11 protein-coding genes are annotated in these 16,235 nt (G+C 60.9%); 3 read left to right on the top strand and 8 right to left on the bottom strand.

Features of this window, described 5'->3' with window-relative positions; genetic code table 11:
- Window positions 1-41: 41 nt before the first annotated feature.
- Window positions 42-1,352, bottom strand: coding sequence for an OprD family porin (locus tag ACZ9BB_RS07210; RefSeq protein ID WP_476213154.1), 1,311 nt, complete (start codon window positions 1,350-1,352; stop codon window positions 42-44).
- A 333-nt stretch (window positions 1,353-1,685) separates the two neighbouring features.
- Between ACZ9BB_RS07210 and mhpT the strand changes: the two genes are divergently transcribed.
- Window positions 1,686-2,912 carry a 3-(3-hydroxy-phenyl)propionate transporter MhpT gene (gene mhpT, locus ACZ9BB_RS07205; RefSeq protein ID WP_476213153.1) on the top strand — a complete coding sequence of 409 codons (1,227 nt, stop codon included), beginning with the start codon at window positions 1,686-1,688 and terminating at the stop codon, window positions 2,910-2,912.
- Between the two features lie 34 nt (window positions 2,913-2,946).
- Here the strand turns inward: mhpT and ACZ9BB_RS07200 are convergent, their stop codons facing one another.
- The 6 genes from ACZ9BB_RS07200 to ACZ9BB_RS07175 all read right to left on the bottom strand — a co-directional run bounded on the left by ACZ9BB_RS07200 (window position 2,947) and on the right by ACZ9BB_RS07175 (window position 12,117).
- Window positions 2,947-5,370 (bottom strand): efflux RND transporter permease subunit, encoded by a 2,424-nt coding sequence (locus ACZ9BB_RS07200; protein ID WP_476213152.1) that lies wholly within the window; start codon window positions 5,368-5,370, stop codon window positions 2,947-2,949.
- A gap of 52 nt (window positions 5,371-5,422) precedes the next feature.
- Window positions 5,423-6,523: a WD40/YVTN/BNR-like repeat-containing protein gene (locus ACZ9BB_RS07195; protein WP_476213151.1), complete on the bottom strand. Its 1,101-nt coding sequence runs from the start codon at window positions 6,521-6,523 to the stop codon at window positions 5,423-5,425.
- A 70-nt stretch (window positions 6,524-6,593) separates the two neighbouring features.
- Window positions 6,594-7,955 carry a DUF1329 domain-containing protein gene (locus ACZ9BB_RS07190; RefSeq protein ID WP_476213150.1) on the bottom strand — a complete coding sequence of 454 codons (1,362 nt, stop codon included), beginning with the start codon at window positions 7,953-7,955 and terminating at the stop codon, window positions 6,594-6,596.
- Between the two features lie 15 nt (window positions 7,956-7,970).
- Window positions 7,971-9,620: a DUF1302 domain-containing protein gene (locus tag ACZ9BB_RS07185; protein WP_476213149.1), complete on the bottom strand. Its 1,650-nt coding sequence runs from the start codon at window positions 9,618-9,620 to the stop codon at window positions 7,971-7,973.
- 179 nt (window positions 9,621-9,799) lie between these two features.
- Window positions 9,800-10,567 (bottom strand): coniferyl-alcohol dehydrogenase, encoded by a 768-nt coding sequence (locus ACZ9BB_RS07180; protein WP_476213148.1) that lies wholly within the window; start codon window positions 10,565-10,567, stop codon window positions 9,800-9,802.
- A gap of 74 nt (window positions 10,568-10,641) precedes the next feature.
- A complete protein-coding gene (locus ACZ9BB_RS07175) occupies window positions 10,642-12,117 on the bottom strand; it encodes a benzaldehyde dehydrogenase (protein WP_476213147.1) in 1,476 nt (491 codons plus the stop codon).
- A gap of 293 nt (window positions 12,118-12,410) precedes the next feature.
- Between ACZ9BB_RS07175 and ACZ9BB_RS07170 the strand changes: the two genes are divergently transcribed.
- Entirely contained in the window at window positions 12,411-14,186 is a 1,776-nt protein-coding gene (locus tag ACZ9BB_RS07170) for a sigma 54-interacting transcriptional regulator (RefSeq protein ID WP_476213146.1), read from the top strand.
- Window positions 14,187-14,403: 217 nt separating this feature from the next.
- Entirely contained in the window at window positions 14,404-15,015 is a 612-nt protein-coding gene (locus ACZ9BB_RS07165; RefSeq protein ID WP_476213145.1) for a TetR/AcrR family transcriptional regulator, read from the top strand.
- 91 nt (window positions 15,016-15,106) lie between these two features.
- Here the strand turns inward: ACZ9BB_RS07165 and ACZ9BB_RS07160 are convergent, their stop codons facing one another.
- A complete protein-coding gene (locus ACZ9BB_RS07160) occupies window positions 15,107-16,210 on the bottom strand; it encodes a polyamine ABC transporter substrate-binding protein (RefSeq protein WP_476213144.1) in 1,104 nt (367 codons plus the stop codon).
- Window positions 16,211-16,235 lie beyond the last annotated feature (25 nt).

The raw sequence follows: 16,235 nt of genomic DNA, 5'->3' as shown, positions 1-16,235 counted from the left end.
CGTTCCTGGGGAACGGCCGGCTACTTGGCAGGTAAAACGACTTACCAGATCGGCACGGTGTAGAGCACCAGAAAGCGGGTCTGGTTTTCATCGCGAAACGCTGCGCCAGCGGGGAAGTCATTGCGATAGATCGACTTGCGCGCCATCAGCCCGACGTTCTTAAGCGGACCGCTCTGGATTACATACCCCAGCTCCATCTGGAATTCTCGCTCCTTGCGATCGTCGGCATTCAGCGCCGTCAGCTCGATATGGTCACCGCGCACATAACGTAGCCGGCTCTTCAGCCCGGGCACCCCGGCGGCGGCAAAGTCATAGTCGTACATCGCCTGCCAAGTCCGCTCCTTGGCATTGAGGAAGTCCGAACTCATGGTCAGCTCACTCATGCCCATCAACTCGGTGCCCGACACATAAGGCGTTGCTGTGTCGCCACTGGCGTGCATATAGCCCAGGCTCAGGCGATGACCGCCGAAGCGATAGCCGAACAGCGCCGACAAGTTGCGGTTGTCCACCTTGCCGGCCTTGGCGCTGCCATCTTCGTCGCTGAAAAAACTGCGCAGATCGGTGGTCAGCGTGCCCTCGCCCACCTGCAGATTGTGCAGCAAGGCCAGGGTGTTCTGCTGGTACAAGTCCGCCACTCCGGCATGATAGGCACGCAGACTGAGGTCCTTGTTCACCTGATAATCGCCGCCAACATAGGCCATGTGCGATGAGGTCGCCGCGCCGTTGAAACGCCGGTTCGGGGAGGCGATGCTCATCGGCTGGTAGTTAGTGGAATCACGCTTGTTGATGCGATCGATGTAGCCGGTGTTGAAGGTCAGTCCGTCGATGTCCTTGGAACTGAGGGTGGTACCGCGAAACGTCTGCGGCAGTAGCCGTGACGGGCTGGCGAAAGCGAACGGCAGAAAAATCGATACATCACCGGTCTTCACTGTGGTCTGGGCAAAACGCATCTTGGCGGTCATGGCCAGGCGCGAATACTCGTCCGCCGCGCGCTTGTCACTGGCGGACACCGGCAGCAACTCAGTGCCGCTGCGGTCCGGCGACGAGTCCAGCTTGACCCCCATCAAGCCGCGGGTGTCGAGGCCGAAGCCGACGGTCCCCGGGGTAAATCCCGATTCCACATTCATGATGAAACCCTGGGCCCACTCCCGGGCTGCGGTTTTCGCACCGTCGTCCTTGTAGTCCCGATCCAGGTAGTAATTGCGCAGGGTCAAGGTGCCGTGACTGTCATCGATAAAGCCTTCGGCCAGCGCCGGAGTGGCAATCACACTCAAACCCAACAGGGCCAGACGACGTGCGCGAACAGGTAAGACTGAGGTCGCCGCAAGGGCGCCCCGAGGGAGATTTGGCATGTTCGATGTCCACTTATTGTTGTTGTTTTTTGAACGGGATCGTCGGGGGTTGCCCCAAGGATCTCCGGTCAGAGAATGGAAACGCCTGAGGGTGGCGTCAACCCACAATGACCGATAACCGAACATTAATATTATTATCTATTTTTAAAATTCATCCTCATCTGTATGACATCACATTGATTTAAATGAAATTAATTACATTTTTAAGCCGAAAACCTTGACTGTTCATTTTTTAGTTATCTTTGTTAATCTTAATTTCAGCCTGTTATCGCCTGCTGCAATCAGGCTCGCGTTCACCCGTCAGCCCCAACAAAAACAATAATGAGGTTCGCCATGGACACCCCATCACGTCGCACGACGCTGACCATCGCCCTGAGTTTTATCGTTGCACTGATCGAAGGCTTCGACCTGCAAGCCGCCGGCACTGCCGCTGCTGGCCTGCGCCAGACCTTTGCCTTGGACCCGAAACTGATGGGCTGGGTATTCAGCGCCGGCATCATCGGTTTGCTGCCGGGCGCCTTCTTCGGCGGCTGGATCGCCGATCGCATCGGCCGCAAAAAAATCCTCATCGGCGCCGTGCTGCTGTTCGGCGTGTTCTCGCTCAGCACTGCCTACGTCAGCACGCTCTCCAGCCTGCTGCTGGCGCGTTTCATGACCGGTCTGGGCCTGGGCGCCGCCCTGCCCAACCTGATCGCCCTGTGTGCCGAAGCCGTGGGTGAGCAACGTCGTGGAACTGCGATCAGCATCATGTATGCCGGCGTGCCGCTGGGCGGCGCGCTGGCGGCGGTGGTCGCCATGCTGTTCGCCGAGCATTGGCAGACGACCTTCATCATCGGTGGTCTCGTGCCCTTGCTGGTGGTGCCGCTGATGGTCCTGCTGCTGCCCGAGTCCGGCGCCTTTCGCCAGCAACAAGGCAGCGTCAATGTGGCGCGCGCTTCAACCGGCCAGGCACTGTTCGGCGAAGGCCGGGCTCGCGTCACCCTGGCGTTGTGGCTGAGTTACTTCTTCACCCTGACCGTGATGTATATGTTGCTCAACTGGCTGCCATCACTGCTGCTGGAACAGGGATTCAGCAAACCCCAGGCGGGCCTGGTGCAGATGCTGTTCAACATCGGCGGCGCCCTCGGTTCCCTGCTCGGCGGGCTGCTGCTGGACCGCTGTAACGGCATCAAGGTGGTGATGTTTGTATACGCCGGGTTACTGGCGGCGCTGGCCGGGGTCGGCCTGTCGGTGGGCATCGTCCCCATGGCCATCGCCGGTTTTTCCGCCGGGTTGTTTGTGATGGCCGCGCAGCTGGTACTTTACGCCCTGGCACCGCCGTCGTACCCGACCTCGGTGCGGGCCACCGGCGTCGGCGCGGCGGTGGCCATCGGTCGCCTCGGATCGGTGGCCGGGCCGTTGGCCGCGGGGCAGATTCTGGCGGCCGGGGCCGGCACCACCGGGGTATTGCTGGCGACCTCGCCCGGGTTGCTGATTGCCGCACTGGCGATCATCAGCGTGATTGCCCGTTCGACCGAGCCGCAGCTCAACCCGGCAAACCCGGTCGCGGACAAACCCTGACCGGGGTGCACTCCTTGTAGCAGCTGCCGAGCCCTCAGCCCTCCTTGACCAACAACCCATGCCGGCTCGCTTCAGGCTTTTTTGCGAAGACCTTCTGCGGCAGCAGCAACCAGGCCAAGGCAGGCAACAGGATCAAGGCACCGAGCATGTTCACCATGAACATGAAAGCCAGCAGAATCCCCATGTCGGCCTGGAACTTGATCGGTGAGAACGCCCAGGTCGACACTGCGACCGCCAGCGTCATGCCGGTCAGCAACACTACTTTGCCGGTGAACAGCAGCGCCTGGTAATACGCCTGAGCCAGGGTGTCGCCGGCACGCATTCGAGCCAGAATCACACTCAAGACATAGAGCGCGTAGTCGATGCCAATGCCCACGCCCAGTGCGATTACCGGCAGTGTCGCGACTTTTACCCCCATGCCCAGCCCCACCATCAGCGCCTCGCACAGAATCGAGGTGAGCATCAGCGGCAGCATCGCGCAAAGGGTTGCGCGCCAGCTGCGGAAGGTCAGCAGGCATAACAGGCTGACCGCGCCGTAGACCCAGAACAGCATCTCGCGCATGGATTTTTTCACCACGATATTGGTCGCGGCTTCGATCCCGGCGCTGCCGGCGGCCAGCATGAATTTGACCTCTGGCACCTGATGCTCGCTGATGAATTTCTCGCTGGCCTCCACCAGCCGATTCAGGGTATCGGCCTTGTGATCGGCCAGGTAAACGTACAGCGACAACATCGAGCAGCCCTGATTGAACAGCTCCCGCGGTGCACGGGTTTGCACGGCGCCCAGCGCACCGTCATTGGGGATCAGCTCATACCATTTGAAGTTGCCTTCGTTGTAACCGGCCGTGGCGATTTTACTCAGCGCCGCCATCGAGGTGGTCGACTCCACGCCGGGCAATTGCTCCAGTCGCCAGGCCAACGCATCCACTGCCGACAGGCTCGCGTAGCGAGTGCACTGATCTTCCGGAGTCTTGATCATGACCACGAAAATATCCGAGCTGGCCGCATAGTTTTGGGTCATGAACAGCGCGTCGCGGTTGTAGCGCGAGTCAGCCCGCAACTCCGGAGCACCGGGATCGAGATCGCCGATCTTCAGGTGCAGACTCACGGCAAAACCGAACGCTGCCAGCAGCAGGCCGCCCAGCATGGCGCCCATGGCCCAGCGCCGTTGGGTGAACAAATCGAGCACGCGCCACAACGGATGCTTGATCTGCGCCTGCAGCTCGGAGGTTTCCGAACTCAGGCTACGTTGCGCCGCTGCCGGGCTGACACCGATATAGCTGAGCAGGATTGGCAGCAGAATCAGGTTGGTGAAAATCAGCACCGCCACGCCGAGGCTGGCGGTGATCGCCAGATCCTGAATCACCCGGATATTGATCAGCAGCAACACCGCGAAGCCCACCGCATCACAGAGCAACGCGGTCATGCCGGCAGCGAACAGTCGGCGGAAGGTATAACGCGCGGCCACCACCCGGTGGGTGCCGCGACCGACGTCCTGCATGATGCCGTTCATCTTCTGCGCGCCATGGCTCATGCCAATGGCGAACACCAGAAACGGCACCAACGCCGAGTAGGGGTCCAACTCATAACCGAGGATGGCCAGCAGACCCAGCTGCCAGAGTACCGCCACCAGCGAACACGTCACCACCACCAGAGTGCTGCGCGCGCAACGGGTGTAGCCAAACAGCACCAAAACAGTCACCAACACCGCCATCACGAAGAACAATAAGACCTGAGTCAGCCCCTCGATCAGGTCGCCGACGATCTTGGTGAAACCGGTGATATGAATTCGCAGGTCGTCGCTCTGGTACTTGTCCCGCAGGGCTTCCAGTTGCTGGGAAAACTCACCGTAGTCCAGGGCCTTGCCGGTCTGCGGACTGATGTCCAGCAACGGTACGAAGATCACGCTGGACTTGAAGTTGCCGGCCACCAATTGACCGACCTCACCGGAACGCGCGACGTTGGTCCGCACCTGTTCGATACTGGCCGCCGAGCCATCGTAGTCGTCGGGGATCACAGTACCGCCATCGAGCCCCTCCTCGGTCACGGCGGTCCAGCGCGTGGTCGGGGTCCATAACGATTTCATGTACGGCCGGTCGACACCCGGCAGCAGATAGAGCTCGTCGTTGAGCCTGGCCAGGGTGTCGAGGTAGTCCTTGGTGAAAATTCCGCCCTGTTTGACCTCCACGGCGATCCGCAGCGAGTTGCCCAGGCCGCTCAACTCACTGCGATTCTGCAGGAAGTTGGCGACATAGGGATGCCCCGTGGGAATGGTCTTCTCATAACTGGCATTGATGCCGATGCGCGTGGCTTGCCAGCCGAGCACCAGCGTCACCAGCAGACACAGCAGGATCACCAGCGGTCGATGGTTGAAGATCGCCCGCTCGGCGAAGTTGCCCGACGCCTGGTCAAACTCTTCCAGGCGGCCGATCACGGTTTGGGTTTTGTCGTCTTTCAAGTCTGACTCCTGTTGCACGGGCCGTGGCCCGATAGCGCTACACCGTGAAGTTTCAAGGTTTGCCAGAGGCTCGTGGATCCTGGTCAGCGGCCACACCGCTCAAACCGACGCTGGCCAGGCTGCCGTCGGCCGCCTGTTGCACGGCCGCGACAGTCCCGCCGCTGCGGCTCTGACGTTTGTCGAAGCTAAGACCCTGGTCATGGCTGAATAAAAGTTCGCCGCCCTGGCTGGCCAACAGCAGGCTGCCATCGCGCAGTTCGATGGCGCTCGCCAGTGTTGATTCAATGCCGGTGTCGAGGCGTCGCCAACTGCCGCCACGGTCATCGGACCACCAGGCGTTACCGCGCAAACCATAGGCAATCAAGGCGCCGCCGCGAGTGCCGAGCAAGCCGAAAAAGCTGCCTTCATAAGGTGACTTCAAGGCCTGAAATGAATGCCCGGCATCGGTCGAACGCAACAACAAACCGCGCTCCCCCACCAGCAGCAGATCGTTGCCCGAGACGCGGATGCCATACAGGTTCAGGCCCTGCGGATTGTCCACATGCTGCATCCACGGCTGCCAGTTTCGCCCGCCGTCGTCGGTACGGTAGATCTGGTTGTAGGCGCCAACGACGTAGCCGTGCAGGCGGTCACTGAAGTACAGGTCGAGAAACGGTTTATCCGGTCCGTCGTCGAGCATATGCCGGGCATGCGCCAGGTTGCCGGCGCCGCCCGGTTGATTGGCATCGCGCTCAGCGGCCTGCACCGCCAGTGCGCCGGCAAGCTCACCGTCGAGTTGCTTGTTCCAGGTTTCACCGCCGTCCTCGGTGTGCAACACCACGCCCAGATGACCGACCGCCCAACCCTGCTCGGCATCGACGAATTGCACCGCCGTCAGGCTGACGCTGACCGGCACACTGGCCTGGCGCCAATTGATTCCAGCGTCATCCGAGAGCAGCACGATCCCGCGCTCGCCGACCGCCACCAGACGATCGCCGGCCCGGGTCAGCCCGAGCAATGCCGCGCGCTGGGCCTTGGCAGTCGGCAGTGCCGGCTTCTGCAGTACTGTAAACGTGCTCGCCTGGGCGCTGCACACACATGCCATCAAACCCAATGCCAGGACGCAGGCGCCCCGGCGCAGGCCGAAGCCTGCATAGCGTTTTTGCCCCATCATGTCTTTATCCCACTCGCAAAGTCACAGGCGACCGCAGCGCGCACCCTCACCCGCCGCGGCCTCCTCAGGTTCAACGCATGTTTTCGTTGGCCATGGCATCCGGCGTGAAATAGGAAGCCGAAGGTTTCGCGACCTTCTGGTACTGGACTGCCAGATCGTTGCTCGAGGAGTTGAGGAAGTAGGCGCCGGTGTCGAGGTTGTAGCTGCCCCACATGACCTGCGCGGTGAGGGCCGGCAGGTCCGGCGCCAGCAGCGTCAGCGAATACATCTGCCGTCCGAGCTTGCCCTGGGCGTCATACCCGTCGGCCATCAGGATCTGCCAGGAGTCTTCGTCGATGTAGTAAGTCCGACGCGGCACCACATGGCGCTTGCCGGATTTGAGCGTGGCCTCGACCACCCAGACCCGATGCTTCTCCCAACGCACCAGGTCAGGATTGAGGAAGTTCTGTTTGACCAGGTCGTCGCTCTTGGCCAGGGCGGCGCGGTTATTGTTGTAGGCGACGATCAGTTCTTTCTTGCCCATCAGCTTGAGGTCATAGCGATCGGTAGGCCCGAACAGCATGAACGCTTCGTCGAACAGACCGACCCCCGAGGTCACGAAGTCCGGGGTGTCGTAAGCGATGTTCGGCGCCCGACGCACTCGGCGCTGGCCGACCAGATACTGCCAGGCCGCACGGTTGGCCGGGTCCAGGTCCCAATGGGTCATCAAGCCTTCGCCGGCCTTGGACGATGGCAACTCGGTCAGCAGCTTGCCCACCAGGTACTTGCCGGAAAAGTTTTCCAGGCTGCCGCCTTCGACGTAGTAGGGAAACTGGTAGGTGTACTGGGCTCGGGTCGCTTGGACTTTCTTGCCGCCGGCAGTCATCAGCCAGGTATCGAAAGGCGAGCTGATGGTGTCGCCGCCCTGCCAGGACAATCGATAGTTCCACAGCACTTGCGTACCGTTTTCCGGGATCGGGAACGGAATGCCGCCATAGGCGCCGGTGACTTTCTCGCTCGCCACGTCCAGCGTGGCGCGGGTGGCATTCTTGCCGGTGTTGTCATACACCCATTGCGGGGCTGCCGCCGAGCGATGGGTCGGGTAGACGTCCAGGCGATAGTCCGGGTATTTCTTCAGCAGCAGTTTGGTGCCTTCGGCCAGTACATTGGCGTACTGCTCCATGTTCGAGGCCTTGATCGAATACAGCGGTTTTTCACCGGCAAATGGATCGGGACGTTTGTCACCTGGCTTGTAGCCAGGCGCGACCTTGGTATAACCGCCCTGCCAGGCCGGGATGCTGCCATCGGCGTTGCCGGCGCGCTCGCCACCAAGGGGTGTCAGTTCAGTCTTCAAACGTGCAGCCTGCTCAGGCGACACGACCGCCTGCGCCAGACTCATGCCGGCAAGGGTCAGGGTGAGGACGCAAGTGTTGAGAAATGCTTTGTTCTGCATGGCGAATCCACCTTATTAGAATGAGGTTTTCACGTAGAGCGAGACGAAGTCGCGGTCGGCCAACGACTGCCCGTAACTGAAATTGCCGTCCTCGCGCAGCCCGGCTTTCGGGGCACCGAAGAAGTTCACGTAGTTGAGGCCGACATCCCAGCGCTGTAGGTAGGTGGCCTTGAGCCCGACACTCCAGTCGCCGGAATGGGTATTGCCGAAGCCCGATTTGTTGACCGCCGAAGAGCGCCCATCGAGTACCACACCCATGCCGATTGGCACGGTCAGGTCGATCCCGTCAACGATCTGGAAGTACGCAGGCTCCATCAATACCCGCAGCGCCGTGGCATCGCGGGTGGTGTTGGCATCCAGCGCGGCGGCGTTCTCGGTCACGCTCAGGGTGCGGTTCCAGGCCAGCTCGGCCAGTGCCGAGCCGCCATCCCAAAATGCGGTTGGCGATAACAGGTAAATCGCCGACAGGTTGGCGTGAGCGGTTTTGCCCCTGGAAAACAGTGAGTTATCGCCGCCATCGGCTTCCATGCCAGGGGTCACCACTTGCAGATTGCTCACCAGCGGCGCGTTCCAGCGCACGGAGGTTTCACCGGCAAAGTTGAACGGTCCATAAGCGGTGGAGAAGCTGACGCCGGCAGTCTTGATGTCTTCGGCGTAGACCTGACGATAAGAACTCAGGATCGGCAACCCGGTGGCGGCCGCAGCCGTGCCGTCGAGGTAGGCGTACAGGCCGGTCGGGGTTTTGTCGTGATACTGCGCAGCGTAGAAACCCAGCTCCAGCTCGGTGCCGGTTGGCTTGAAGCGAATCTGCATGCCGCCCTGCCCCGAGTTTCGCGGTTTCAAATCGCCGCCATTCATCGTGTCGTTGCCGAACACTTCGCGCAGTGAACCGCTGCCATAACCGATGGCATCGACATCGCTCAGGTAGCTGCCGGCGCCGGGCACATTGGAACGTTCCCACTCGAACTGGTAGTAAGCGCCCACCGACAACTGCGGGTTGATCTGCAACTGCCCGGAGATCTGGTTGACCGGACGCAGGATCTCCTTGAACTGGGTCCCCGGCACGCTGAGCAACTTGACCACATCGGTCGGGCCCTGGGCATTGGCGATACCGTTGCCACCGTAGAACAAGCTTTCGCCGTAGATCAGGCTGTGTCGGCCCAGACGCATCACGCCCTGGGAGTTTTCGCCGAGGTCACCGCGCAGGAACACGAAGGCGTCGAGAATTTCCGCGTCGCGACCGTGGAGCTTGCGGGTTTCGCTGAGGAAATGCGTTTGCTCGCTGCTGTCGGTGTCCTGGTTGTAGATATCGTCGTACCAGGCTGCGCCGCTCACGCGCAGGCCATAATTTTGCCGGCTGAGGTCCATTTCGGATAACAGGTCCAGACGATTGGAGACCAGGCCACTGCTGAAGTTTTTATCGCCCTGACTCTGGATCGAGGGATACAGGCCGTTGGCGGTCGGCGCGTTGACCAATCGGCTGTCCTGCCCCTGCAGGCGCCAGGCCTGGCTGTACTTGATGGTGTTGTCCCAACGCAGTTTCCAGTCGGAATCACCAAGGTCCATTTGCATGGCCTCGACCCTTTCGACCATTACGCTTGTGCTGCATAACGCCAGAAACAGGGCGCAATGCTTGAAACGAAAGCAACGTTTAACGTTGTCCATGGACGCTCCTCATTATTTTTATTTTTGGCATGGCTTTGCACGTGTGGCGTGTGGGCTTGCCCACGCTGGGGTGCGCAGCGGATCTGAATTCAGGCGACGAGTTCTCTCAAGTAGAACTCGTGTGCCGGTTTACGATTGCTTCGCAGCCGAGCGCGAGCAAGCTCGCTCGCCACATGGTTTCAGATGTAGGTGGAGGCCAATCCGCCATCGACTGCCAGGTTGACGCCGTTGATCCAGCGCGACTCGTCGGCACACAGGAAAGCGATCACCGCCGCCACCTCATCGGCATAACCGGGGCGTTTCATGCGATGGGCATCGGCCTGGGTTCGGGCCTCACCGAGCATGCTCACGAAGTCGCCAAGGATCGGCGTGAATACCGGACCTGGCGCGACGCTGTTCATGCGCACCGAATGTTCGAGAAACCAGGGTTGGGCCTGCAGGTAATTCCAGACGATCAAGGCTTCCTTGAAATACTGGTAGCAGGTCTGGTCCGGTACCGGGTGCTCGGCCAGCCAGGCCTGCCCGGCGGCGAAACCTTCGATGCGCGCCAGCGCCTTGTGCTGCTCCAGACGTAACGGCCACTCGGCGCCGAGGATCGAGGCGATATTGACGATGCTGCCGCCAGCGTTGATGCGTGGCAGCAACGCGCTGCTCAAGTGGCGCAATCCCAGGTAGTTGACCCGCGCCAACAGTTGCGGGTTTGCAGTGCCCGGCACTCCGGCGATGTTGCACAGGCTGTCGATCCGTGCCGGTAGCTGCGCCAGCAACCGGTCGATGCTCTCGGCACTGCTCAGATCGCCCTGAACAAAACCGTCCAGGGTCATGTGCGGCGCCTTCAGGTCCACGCCAATCACGTGGGCGCCGTGGCTGCGCAGCAGGCTTGCCGTGGCGGCGCCGATACCCGAAGAGACGCCAGTCACCAGCACAATCTTGTTGTCGAGCTTCATGTTGAGTCCTCTTATTATTTTTGTGTACTCGGTGGGCCGACCTACCTTGTCGACCCCGGTAAAAAAACGGCCCGTCAGAACGGGTAACGCGGCGCCTCATCCTTGACCGTCACCCATTGCCATTGGGTGTATTCATCCCAGTCGGCCGGGCCGCCAACGCTGCCGGCATTTCCTGAGTTGCCGCGTCCGCCGAAGGGATTGATGCATTCGTCGGCCACTGTCTGGTCGTTGATGTGCAGCAGACCGCAATTGAGTTGCTCGCCCATCGCCATCGCGTGCCCGACCGAAGGCGAAATGATCCCCGCGGACAAGCCATATTCGGTGCGGTTGGCCAGGTCGATGGCCTCATCGTCGCTGGCAAAGCTCACCACCGTGGCCACCGGGCCGAAGATTTCCTCGTCGAATGCGCGCATGCCCGGGCGCACGCCGGAAAGCACCGTGGGTTGGTAGAAGAGCTGCTCATACTCGCCGCCGGCTTGCAGAGTTGCCCCGGCCGTCACACTCTCCGTGACGATTTCATGCACTCGCAACAGCTGGCGTTTGTTGATCAATGGCCCCAATACCGCCTCGCCGCGAGCGGCATTGCCCACCGTGATTGCCCGTGCCTTTTCCGCCAGTCGGCGGACCAGTTCTTGTGCAATCGACTCATGGGCCAGGATGCGTCCGGTGGCCATGCAAATCTGCCCCTGATGCAGCCAGGCACCCCAGGCGGCGTTGCTGGCCGCCAGTTCGAGATCGGCGTCTTCGAGCACGATCAACGAGTTCTTGCCGCCCAGCTCCAGGGCGACTTTTTTCAGATGACGCCCAGCCAGCTCGGCGACTTTGCGCCCCGCTGCGGTGGAGCCGGTGAACGCGATCATCCGCACATGCGGGTCGCGGCACAGCGCCTCACCGGCCGCTGCGGCCCCCGGCAACACCTGCAGCAACCCCTTGGGCAGACCGGCCGCCTCGAACAACCGGGCAATGATGAAACCGCCACTGACCGGGGTCTGCGGATCGGGCTTGAGCACCACGGCGTTACCCGCCGCGAGCGCCGGCGCCACCGAACGCAGGGACAGCACCAGGGGAAAGTTGAACGGCGAGATCACCCCGACCACGCCATGGGGCAACCGGCGTGCATAGGACAACCGCCCCGCTTCGCTCGGCAGAACCAGACCATGGGGTTGCGACAGCAGCCCGGCAGCCTGATGCAGCAACACGACCGCCTCGCGGACCTCATGTTCACCCTTGAACAGGCTGCCGCCGCTTTCCCGGGCGATGTACAACGCCAGCTCGGCAAAGTGTTGCTGGGCCAGTGCGGCAGCTTTACGAAAGATCTCTGCGCGTTCCCGTGGTCCCAATGCCGCCCAGGCCGGTTGAACACGAGCGGCGTTCAGGCTGGCAAACGCGATGTCCGCTGCATCGGCTAAACCGGTGACGGTCAATACCTCGCCGGTAGCTGGCTCGATGACTTTATTGCTGCCGCCCAGTGGACGTATCCAGTCGCCATTGAAGATGCGTTCGCACCACAGCTCGTCCCGCAGAAAATCAGATGGTTCACTTACCGACATTTCGGTCTCCCGGCTCTTGTGTTTGTCATTGCCTGACGCGGCCTTGCTAAAACGATGCAAGGCGTCTGCGTGGTGAAAGCGCTAGAGCAAGGGCTGTGCCGACTTCCTGCGTTGCGCCGCATTTCAAGTGGCGAAGGCTCTGGCCTGCGGGCTTTAGAGGGGCATTTGCGAATAGGACAAGGTGCTTGGCGTACAGCCGGCAGCTCGCCACTTGTCCAAATGATAAAGTTATGTTTAATAACTGTTTTGCTAGTTGATCATTTCGATCAGTCGACTCGCTCAGGGGCATAACAATGAACAATCCCCATTCGCTGCTTCCTCATCTTGCCGTGCAGGAGGAGCATTTCTCGCCCCGAGGCGACAGTACCCAACTGGCCGAAGGCAACTCACCGACCCTGGCCGAGTTGACCGAATGCCTGTTCTTTTCCCCTGTTGACGGACGTATCTGGCTCAACGACCAGCGCATGCTGCTATTGCACAGCTCATCCTTCGGCGCGCTGCGGCGCGAAATAATCGAGCGCCAGGGACTGGAACAGAGCCGCGGCCTGTTTACCCGCACCGGCTATCTCTCCGGTGCACGCGATGCGCGATTGATCCGCGAGCGCTGGCCAGACGCCGACGCCGCGGCGGTTTTCTCGGCCGGCACTCGTCTGCATACACTCGAAGGCATGACGAAAGTCGAACCCCTGCACTTCAAATTCGACGCTGACTCAGGCTTCTATGAAGGTGAATTCCTCTGGCACCACTCCTGTGAGGCCGACGAACATATCGCCGCCTACGGGATCGGCCAGGATCCGGTGTGCTGGACCGAACTGGGCTATGCCATCGGTTATGTCAGCGGGCTGTTCGGCCGTCTGGTGATCTTCCGCGAGACCGAATGCCGGGGCATGGGCCATGAGAGCTGCCGGGTGATCGGCAAGACCGCCGAGCAATGGGGCGATGTCGAACAGGACCTGAGTTATCTCACCGCCTCGCCCTCCAGCGTGGCGTCCAAACAGCCTCAAGCCCCGGCGCCCGCCCCCCAGGACGACGACAGCGAAAACCCCGGCGGACCAAAACCCATTGGCGCCAGCGCGGCCTTCAATGCCGCCACCCTCGCCTTGCAGCGCGTGGCGCCGACGCCCGCCACAGTGTTGTTCAGCGGCGAGTCCGGGGTCGGCAAAGAGTTGTTCGCCCGTCAGTTGCATCAGTTCAGCCCACGCCATCAAGCGCCTTTCGTGGCGCTCAACTGCGCCGCCATCCCGGATAATCTGATCGAGGCTGAGTTGTTCGGTGTCGAGCGTGGCGCCTACACCGGCGCGACCCATTCGCGCCCCGGACGCTTCGAGCGCGCCCAGGGTGGCACCCTGTTTCTCGACGAAATCGCCAGTCTCAGCCTGCCGGGTCAGGGCAAGTTGCTGCGTGCATTGCAGGAGCGGGAGATCGAGCGCATTGGCGGTGGCCAGCCAATCAAGGTCGACGTCCGGGTGGTGGCGGCCACCAATGTCGACCTGCGCAAAGCCGTGGCGGCCGGAGACTTTCGCGAAGACTTGTTCTACCGGCTGAATGTCTACCCCATCATGCTGCCGTCACTGCGCGAACGTCGCGACGACATTCCGTTGCTGGTGAATGCGTTCCTGCGGCGCTTCTGTCAGGCCTACGGCCGCAAACCCGCCGGCCTGACCATGCGCGCACTCAAGGTGTTGTTGCGCTATGACTTTCCCGGCAACGTACGGGAATTGCAGAATCTGGTGGAGCGCGGCCTGATTGCCAGCGAAGACGGCCAAGCCATCGATCTGGTCCACCTGTTTCGCAACGAGCCCATGCCGCAGGATGCGTACTCGCTGGACGACAATGGCAGCCTCGCCGCAACCGACCAAAGTCCCGCCGACACACCGCCTCGCCCAGCCTTGCTGGAAACCCTGGCTCGCCTGGAGCACGGCTTCTCCATTGAAGGGCTGGAGTCGCGCCTGATCGATGAAGCGCTGCAAAAAAGCGAAGGCAATCTGGCCGCTGCCGCGCGACTGCTGGGGTTGAGTCGTGCGCAGTTTGCCTATCGACTGAAAAAATACCGACAGGCATCGGCTTGATTCAGGCGGGTCAATGCATGGTGAACAGCGCTGAAAAGATTAATGAACTTAACTATAAAGCCTGAGGACTCTCGCCATCAGCCAACGAGACTTTTCGCCTCCGGGATAAACGCGCACTACAGAAATTATCGCTTTAAAAGTTTTACCCGATTAAGTATTTTGCATGGATGATTGGGCGACATGCGCCCCCTTTATTCATAGCGACAAGGGATCAACCGTGAGCGGACTGCGTGAACGTCAGAAAGTCGAACGACGCCAAGCCATCAGCAAGGCGGCGATCGAACTGTTCGAGCGTCAAGGTTTCCAGAACACCACCATCGAACAGATCGCCAACCAGGCTGGGGTGTCGGCGCCCACCGTGTTCAAGTACTTCGGCAACAAGCAGGAAATCATCCTGGAAATCCTGCACGACGCCGACCAGCGCGCCCTCAAGGACACCCGCAACCAGATCCCTGAAATTGGGGATCCGGTCGACGCCCTGTGCTACCTGGAACGCCTGCTGACCGGTTACGCCCTGGAAGTCATGCATCCCAGTCTTTGGCGTGAACTGCTGCCGTTGATTCTGTTTGGTGGTGATAACGGACTGCCCGAAGGTTATCAGGCCATGAACGATGCGCTCAGGGCCGAAATCAGCGGTTTGCTCAAAGAACTGCAACAGGCCGGCAAGCTGCGCGCCGACCTCAACGTCGACCTGGCCGCCTTCCTGTTGAACGACTACTCACACCTGCAGTTGTTCAGGCTGGTCAACCAGGAACAGCCGGACATCGAGTCACACTCCACTCAGGTAAGGCGTATCACCGAGCTGCTCTTTTACGGAATGCAGGCCTGAGAACGCCAGCCTCCTCCCAGACTGGCTGAATGCTATAGCCGAGGCGCGTCATTGCTGGCGAGCCCGGCGTCACGACGCCGGGCCACGATGATCAGCGGTTGGTCTTGATGGTGGTCCAGGTGCGGGTGCGGATCCGCTCCACGGCTGCCGGCATGGGCTGCAGAGCGAACAGTGTTTTGCGCGCTTCGTCCGGCACATACATGTTGGGGTTATTACGGATGTCAGCGTTCACCAGCGCGGTGGCGTCCTTGTTCGGATTGGGGTAACCGATCTTGTTGCTGATCCGGGCAATGACGTCAGGGCGCAGGATGTAGTTGATGAACTCATAGGCCTCTTTGGTATGGGGGGCGTTGGCCGGCACCATCATCACATCCGACCACATCGGTGCGCCTTCCTTGGGTAACGCCATCTCCACCCTGACGCCCTTGCCGGCCGCATCGGCCAGTTGCTTGGCCAGCGCCACGCCGCCAGACCATCCCACGGCTACACAGATGTCACCGTTGGCCAGGTCCATGCCGTAGCGTGAGGAGTTGAAGTAGGTGATGTGCGGGCGAATCTTCATCATCGCCGCCTGAGCCTGCGGGTAGTCCTCGCGCTTCTGACTGTTAGGGTCGAGGCCCTTGTAGTGCAAGGCGATGGGCACGATTTCGTTGGCCGCGTCGAGGAAACCGACACCGCAACTGGCCAGCTTGGCGAGGTTCTCTTCCTTGAAGATCATGTCCCAGGTGTTCATCTGCACATTGGCGCCCAGGACTTGCTGAACCTTGTCGACGTTGTAGCCAATCAGCGTGGTGCCCCACAAGTACGGTGCCGCATAGCGGTTGCCCATGTCACCCGCAGCTTCCAGGGTTTTCATGAACTCCGGGTCCAGGTGCTGCCAGTTCGGCAGCTGGCTGCGGTCCAGCGGCTGGACCGCAGCGGCGGCGATCAGGTGACTCAGGTTGGCGCTGCCCGGGTACACCACGTCATACCCGGAATTGCCGGTCAGCAGTTTGGACTCCAGGGTTTCGACACTGTCAAAAACGTCGTAGATCGGACGGATGCCTGTTTCCTCCTGAAAGCTCTTGAGCACTTCAGGTGGCAGGTATTCGATCCAGTTGTAGATCCGCACCGTGCGTTCTTCAGCCAGGCACACACCGCTGGCTAGCAACGACACTACAGCGCCCAATAAGGTGTTACGCAAAAACGTGTTCATGGTTAAGCACTCCTGCGCGGCCGCG

Source organism: Pseudomonas sp. TE3552 (assembly GCF_056278945.1).
This window is presented reverse-complemented; position numbering and strand designations above follow the sequence as displayed.

Bases quoted from the DNA above. Each gene is read 5' to 3' on its own strand.
- ACZ9BB_RS07160 (WP_476213144.1), bottom strand. From the start codon at position 16,210: ATGAACACGTTTTTGCGTAACACCTTATTGGGCGCTGTAGTGTCGTTG.
- ACZ9BB_RS07170 (WP_476213146.1), top strand. From the start codon at position 12,411: ATGAACAATCCCCATTCGCTGCTTCCTCATCTTGCCGTGCAGGAGGAG.
- ACZ9BB_RS07180 (WP_476213148.1), bottom strand. From the start codon at position 10,567: ATGAAGCTCGACAACAAGATTGTGCTGGTGACTGGCGTCTCTTCGGGT.
- ACZ9BB_RS07175 (WP_476213147.1), bottom strand. From the start codon at position 12,117: ATGTCGGTAAGTGAACCATCTGATTTTCTGCGGGACGAGCTGTGGTGC.
- ACZ9BB_RS07195 (WP_476213151.1), bottom strand. From the start codon at position 6,523: ATGATGGGGCAAAAACGCTATGCAGGCTTCGGCCTGCGCCGGGGCGCC.
- mhpT (WP_476213153.1), top strand. From the start codon at position 1,686: ATGGACACCCCATCACGTCGCACGACGCTGACCATCGCCCTGAGTTTT.
- ACZ9BB_RS07185 (WP_476213149.1), bottom strand. From the start codon at position 9,620: ATGGACAACGTTAAACGTTGCTTTCGTTTCAAGCATTGCGCCCTGTTT.
- ACZ9BB_RS07210 (WP_476213154.1), bottom strand. From the start codon at position 1,352: ATGCCAAATCTCCCTCGGGGCGCCCTTGCGGCGACCTCAGTCTTACCT.
- ACZ9BB_RS07190 (WP_476213150.1), bottom strand. From the start codon at position 7,955: ATGCAGAACAAAGCATTTCTCAACACTTGCGTCCTCACCCTGACCCTT.